Source organism: Quisquiliibacterium sp., assembly GCF_982640115.1.
In genome coordinates this window covers 1-5,668 of sequence record NZ_CEXFHW010000218.1, presented here as the reverse complement: position 1 = coordinate 5,668, position 5,668 = coordinate 1, and the positions used below count along the sequence as shown (strand labels likewise).

General features: G+C 71.9%; 5 protein-coding genes. 4 read left to right on the top strand and 1 reads right to left on the bottom strand.

Going from position 1 to position 5,668, the window contains the following annotated elements:
- The 4 genes from AC2H6A_RS17455 to AC2H6A_RS17440 form a co-directional block, all read left to right on the top strand.
- On the top strand, nucleotides 1–960 hold a 960-nt coding region (locus AC2H6A_RS17455), incomplete at its 5' end, for a gamma-glutamyltransferase family protein (RefSeq protein WP_484274993.1).
- 10 nt (nucleotides 961–970) lie between these two features.
- Complete coding sequence (locus AC2H6A_RS17450; protein WP_484274992.1) at nucleotides 971–1,972, top strand: NAD(P)-dependent oxidoreductase; 1,002 nt, start codon at nucleotides 971–973, stop codon at nucleotides 1,970–1,972.
- Nucleotides 1,969–3,141, top strand: coding sequence for a mandelate racemase/muconate lactonizing enzyme family protein (locus tag AC2H6A_RS17445; protein ID WP_484274991.1), 1,173 nt, complete (start codon nucleotides 1,969–1,971; stop codon nucleotides 3,139–3,141). The genes AC2H6A_RS17450 and AC2H6A_RS17445 overlap by 4 nt, the downstream gene beginning before the upstream one ends.
- Nucleotides 3,142–3,247: 106 nt before the next feature.
- A complete protein-coding gene (locus AC2H6A_RS17440; RefSeq protein WP_484274990.1) occupies nucleotides 3,248–4,237 on the top strand; it encodes a Bug family tripartite tricarboxylate transporter substrate binding protein in 990 nt (329 codons plus the stop codon).
- Between the two features lie 60 nt (nucleotides 4,238–4,297).
- Here AC2H6A_RS17440 and AC2H6A_RS17435 read toward each other — a convergent pair.
- Nucleotides 4,298–5,668, bottom strand: a 1,371-nt coding sequence (locus tag AC2H6A_RS17435; RefSeq protein ID WP_484274989.1) for a benzoate-CoA ligase family protein, incomplete at its 5' end; no start/stop codon positions are given.

Here is a 5,668-nt window from a genome sequence, read left to right as displayed (position 1 = left end):
GAGCACGGCGGTTTCTTCGACGCGGCCGATCTGCGCGCCCAGCAGGCCCGCTGGGGCGAACCGATCCGCGGCACCTACCGCGACCTCACCCTGTACGAGACGCCGGCGCCCACCCAGGGATTCACGGTGCTCGAGATGCTCAACCTGCTCGAGCCCTTCGAACTGCACCGGCGACCCTACCTGGGGCCCGACCATGCCCACCTGATGGTGCAGGCCAAGCAGCTCGCCTATCACGACCGCGACCGCTACCTGGCCGATCCGCGCTTTGCCGAGGTGCCGATCGAGCGGCTGATCTCGCGCGCCCACGCTGACAGCCGTCGCGGCCTGATGGACCCGGCGCGCGCGCTGCCCTGGGACCGCATCCCCTCCGAGGGCAGCCTCACCGGCGACACGGTGTTCATTGCCGCGGTCGACGCACAGGGCAACGCCGCGGCGCTCATCAACAGCCTCTACGGCGTGTTCGGCTCGGGCGTGGTGGCCGGCGACACCGGCGTGGTCCTGCAGAACCGCAGCGCCTACTTCTCGCTCGACCCGGCGCATCCCAACTGCCTCGCGCCGGGCAAGACGCCGCTGCACACCCTGATCGCGTCGATGGGTTTCCGCAACGACCGGCTCTGGGGCGTGGTCGGCTGCATGGGCGCCGACGGCCAGCCGCAGATCCATGCCCAGACCTGGGTGTCGATGATCGATCACGGCCGCGACATCCAGGAAGCGGTGGAGGCGCCGCGCTGGCTCTCGGGTCGATTCTCGCTGGGCGAGGCGCGCGACACCCTGCACATCGAGTCGCGCTTCCCGCCCGAGACCATTGCCGAGCTCGAGCGCCGCGGGCATCTGCTCGATCGCTGGGGCCCGTTCAACGAGCGTGCCGGTCATGCCCACGGCATCGTGATCGATCCGGTGAGCGGCATGCGGCTGGGCGGCTCCGATCCGCGCAGCGACGGCGCGGCCATCGGCTACTGAGGCCCGGGCCATGACCCGGCCGGTGGTGCTGCTCACCAACCCGATCGATCCGCCGGCGCGCGAGCGTCTGGCGCAGCATGCCGAGGTGGCGCTCGCCGCGGCCGACGATCCCGGGTCCCTGCGTGCGGCGCTGAACGAGCATCGCCCGCACGCGCTGATCGTGCGGGCGATGCTGCCCCCCGATCTGTGCGAGCTTGCGCCGCAACTGCTCGCCGCCGTGCGGCATGGCGCCGGCGTCGATCTCATTCCGGTGGCGGCGGCCACCGCGGCCGGTGTGATCGTGGCCAATGTGCCGGGGGCCAATGCCGCCACGGTGGCCGAGTACGCCATCGCGCAGATGCTGCGGCATGCGCGCGGCCTCGAGCGCATCGAGGCGGGGCTGCGCGGCCCGGGCTGGGCGGCGGTGCGCGGCCAGGCCGATGCCGGGCGCGAACTCGCCGGCGCCACCCTGGGCATCGTCGGCATGGGCGCGATCGGCGCGCACCTCGCCCGCATCGCGCGCCACGGTTTCGGCATGCGGGTGCTGGGTCACCGGCGCAGCGACGCGCCGATGCCCGAGGGGGTGGAACCGGCCGGCCTTGATGCGCTGCTGGCCGCCAGCCAGTGGGTGGTGCTGGCCTGTCCGCTCACCGACCAGACCCGCGGCCTGATCGATGCCCGCCGGCTGGCGCTCATGCCCGCCGGCGCGGTGCTGGTCAATGTCTCGCGCGGCGCGGTCGTCGACGAGCCCGCGCTGATTGCGGCGCTGCGTGCCGGCACGCTGGGCGGCGCGGTGCTCGATGTGTTCGCGGCCCAGCCGCTGGCTGCCGACTCGCCCCTGCGCACGCTGCCGGGCGTGCTGCTCTCGCCGCATGTCGCCGGCATCAGCGCCGACAGCATGCGGCGCATGTCGGCCGCAGCGGTCGATCAGGTGATCGCGGTGCTGCGGGGCCACCCGCCGGCGCACTTCATCAACCCCGAGGTCTGGCCCGCGCGCCGGGCCAACCCCTTCGCGGAGGCGTCGCAGTCATGAGGATCCGATCGGTCAGGGCCACCTGGGTGCATGTGCCCATCCCGCCTGCGCAGCAGCATGTCAGCGACTTCGGTCGCATCGCCTCGTTCGATGCCACGCTCGTGCGCATCGAGACCGAGTGCGGCCTGGTCGGCTGGGGCGAGGCCAAGGAGGAGGTAGGCAGCGCCGGCAACAACCACGGCCTGACCGCGCTCATCAACCACAAGTTCGGGCCGGCCCTGATCGGCGAAGACCCGCGCGACATCAACCGGATCTGGGAGCGGCTCTACAACGGCGTGCGCGACCACTACGCGCTGTCCGAGGGCCATGTCTTCCCCATCCTCGGGCGTCGCGGCATCAGCGTGTCGGCGATCGGCGGCATCGACATGGCGCTCTGGGACATCCTGGGCAAGTCGCTGGGTGCGCCGGTGTGGCGGCTGCTTGGCGGGCGGCGCGCGCCGGCCATGCCGGCCTATGCCTCGGGCGGCTGGGCCGATGCTGCCGGCATCGGCGAGCAGCTGCTCTCCTATGTGCGCCGTGGCGGCTTTCGCGCGGTGAAGATGCGGGTCGGGGTGATCGACGGGCCGGTGCGCAACTCGGTGGCGCGGGTGCGCGCGGCCCGGGCTGCGCTGGGCCCCGACATCGGCCTGATGTGCGATGCCCACGGCACCTACACCGTCTCGCAGGCCCGCCAGTTCTGCCGCGAGGTGGAAGACTTCGACCTCACCTGGTTCGAGGAGCCGGTCACCGCCGACGACCACCGCGGGCTGGCGCAGGTGCGCGCTGGCACCTCGGTGCCGATCGCGATCGGCGAGAGCGAGTTCACCCGCCACGACTTCCTCGATGTTGCCGCGCTCGGTGGCGCCGATGTCTTTCAGCCCGATCTCGCCATCTGCGGCGGGATCAGCGAGGCGATGCGCATCGGCGCCCTCGCGAGCGCCTACAACCTGCGCCTGGCCCCGCATCTGTGGACCGGCGCGCTCGCCTTCGCGGCCGGCCTGCATGTGACCGCGGCCTGCCCGGCGGGCTGGATCCTCGAGTACTCGCTCGGCGCCAACCCCTTGCTGCACGAGCTCGCGCGCGAGCGCTTCACGGTGGTCGACGGCATGATCGAGATTCCCGATCGGCCCGGTCTTGGTGTGACCATCGACGAAGACTTCGTGGCGCGCTGGGCGGTGCCCGCGCCCTGATCGTCGCGCCTTGGCTGCCGGGTGAGTTCGATCCGGCCGTCCCGAACCGCCTGCTCTTCCTTGCCCCTTCCTTGCCCCTTCCTTGCCCCTGCCACCAGGAGTGCCGATGTTCCGTCAGCGTCGAACCCTAGCCACCGCCCTCGGGCTGCTCGCCGGTGCCGGCATCGCACCGCGTGCCGTCGCACAGCCCGCGGCTGACTATCCCACCCGGCCTGTCCGCATCATCGTGCCCTTTGCGCCCGGCGGTGCCACCGATGTCCTCGCCCGCCTGATCGGCGGCAAGCTCGCGGAGGCCTGGGGCCAGCAGGTGGTGGTCGAGAACAAGCCCGGCGCGGGCGGCAACATCGGGGCCGAGGCCGGCGCGAGGGCGGCCGCCGACGGCCACACGCTCACCCTGTGCGCCGCGGGTTTCATGGCGGTGAACCCCTCGCTCTACCCGAAGCTCCCCTATGACCCGGTGCGTGATTTCGCGCCGGTGGCGCTGCTGGTGAAGGCGCCGCTGCTGCTGGTGGTCAACCCGGCGGTGCCGGCGCGCAGCACCCGCGAGCTGGTGGAGTGGGCAAGGGCCAACCCCGGACGGCTGACGATCGGCAATGGCGGCCAGGGAACGGCGCAGCACCTCGGCGGTGAGCTCTTCACGGCGGCCGCCGGCATCCGCGCGGTGCACCTGCCCTACAAGGGCAGCGCCCCGGCCACCACCGATCTGCTGGCCGGCGTGTTCGACGCGCAGTTCGACAACATGGTCACGCTGCTGCCGCATGTGAAGTCGGGCAGGCTGCGTGCGCTCGGCGTGTCCTCCAGCGCCCGGGTGCCGGTGCTGCCCGAGGTACCCACCATCGCCGAATCGGCGCTGCCGGGCTTCGAGACCGGCACCTGGTACGGCATCGTGGCGCCGGCGGCCACGCCGGTGCCGGTGCTCGATCGGCTCAACCGCGAGGTGGCCCGCATCGTCGCCCTGCCCGATGTGGCCGAGCGCCTGCAGGCGATGGGGCTGCTGCCGGCAGTGGGGCCGAGGGCGGTCTTCGGCGAATTCATCCGCAGCGAGATCGCGCAGTACGGCAAGCTGATCCGCAGCGCCGGCATCCGGCTGGACTGATCAGCCCCTGAACCGCGGCCCTGGCGGAACGGGTCGGCGCAGCGCGCCGTCGGTGCTTCCTCAGGCGCTGCGGGCGGCTTCACGCTCGCGCAGCCGGAAGCGCTGGATCTTGCCGGTGGCGGTCTTGGGCAGTTCGTCGAGGAACTCGATCAGCCTCGGATACTTGTAGGGCGCGAGCCGCTCCTTGACGAAGGCCTTGAGGGTCTCGTCGCTGACGCTGGCGCCGGGTTTGAGCACCACGAACGCCTTGGCACGGGTGAGTCCGTCGCCGTCGGTCACGCCGATCACGGCCGATTCCAGCACCGCGGGGTGCTGCACGAGGGTGGCTTCCACCTCGAAGGGCGAGACATAGATGCCGCTCACCTTGAGCATGTCGTCGCTTCGGCCGGCATAGGTGTAGCTGCCATCGGGGTTGCGCAGGTACTTGTCGCCGCTGCGGGTCCAGGCGCCCTGGAAGGTCTCGCGCGACTTCTCGCGGTTGCCCCAGTACATCAGGGCGGCGCTCGGGCCCTCGATGTAGAGATCCCCGGTCTCGCCATCGGGCACCGGGCGGCCCTCGTCGTCGCGCAGTTCGATCCGGTAGCCGGGCACCGGCCAGCCGGTGCTGCCGTAGCGCACCGCACCAGGACGGTTCGACAGGAAGATGTGCAGCATCTCGGTGGAGCCGATGCCGTCGATCACATCGACGCCGAAGTGGGCGCTGAAGCGCTCGCCGAGCTCGGCGGGCAGCGCCTCGCCGGCCGAGGACACCAGCCGCAGCGCCACGGTCTCGCGCGCCGGCAGCGCCGTCGAGGCGAGCATGCCGGCAAAGCCGGTGGGCGCGCCGTAGAACACCGTCACGCGCTGGTCGTGCCAGCGGCGGAACACCGCGTCCGGGGTCGGGCGCTCGGCCATCAGCACCACCGTGGCGCCCACGCTCATGGGGAAGGTCAGCGCATTGCCCAGTCCGTAGGCGAAATAGAGTTTGGCGGCCGAGAAGCAGACATCGCCGTCGCGCAGCCCCAGCACGCCGATGCCGTAGAGCTGCGCCGTCCACCAGGCGTTGCCGTGGCTGTGCACCGTGCCCTTGGGGCGGCCGGTGGAGCCGGAGGAGTACAGCCAGAAGCCCGGCGCGTCGGGCCCCACCGCCGCGGCCCGGGCTTGCGGTGCGTGGCGCGCGAGCAGATCGGCCATGGCCTCCTGGCCGGGCGCCGGCGTGAAGGGGCTGCCGGCAACCACCACCGACTTCACCTCGTGGGGGGCCGCCGCCATCGCCTGCCCCAGGACCGGCAGCAGCGCCGCCGACACGATCACCGCCTGCGCGCGGCTGTGCGCGAGCATGTAGGCATAGTCGTCGGCGGTGAGCAGGGTGTTCACCGCCACCGGCACGATGCCGGCGTGCAGGGCGCCCAGGAAGGCCACCGGCCATTCGCAGCAGTCATGCATGAGCAG

Bases quoted from the DNA above. Each gene is read 5' to 3' on its own strand.
- AC2H6A_RS17450 (WP_484274992.1), top strand. From the start codon at position 971: ATGACCCGGCCGGTGGTGCTGCTCACCAACCCGATCGATCCGCCGGCG.
- AC2H6A_RS17445 (WP_484274991.1), top strand. From the start codon at position 1,969: ATGAGGATCCGATCGGTCAGGGCCACCTGGGTGCATGTGCCCATCCCG.
- AC2H6A_RS17440 (WP_484274990.1), top strand. From the start codon at position 3,248: ATGTTCCGTCAGCGTCGAACCCTAGCCACCGCCCTCGGGCTGCTCGCC.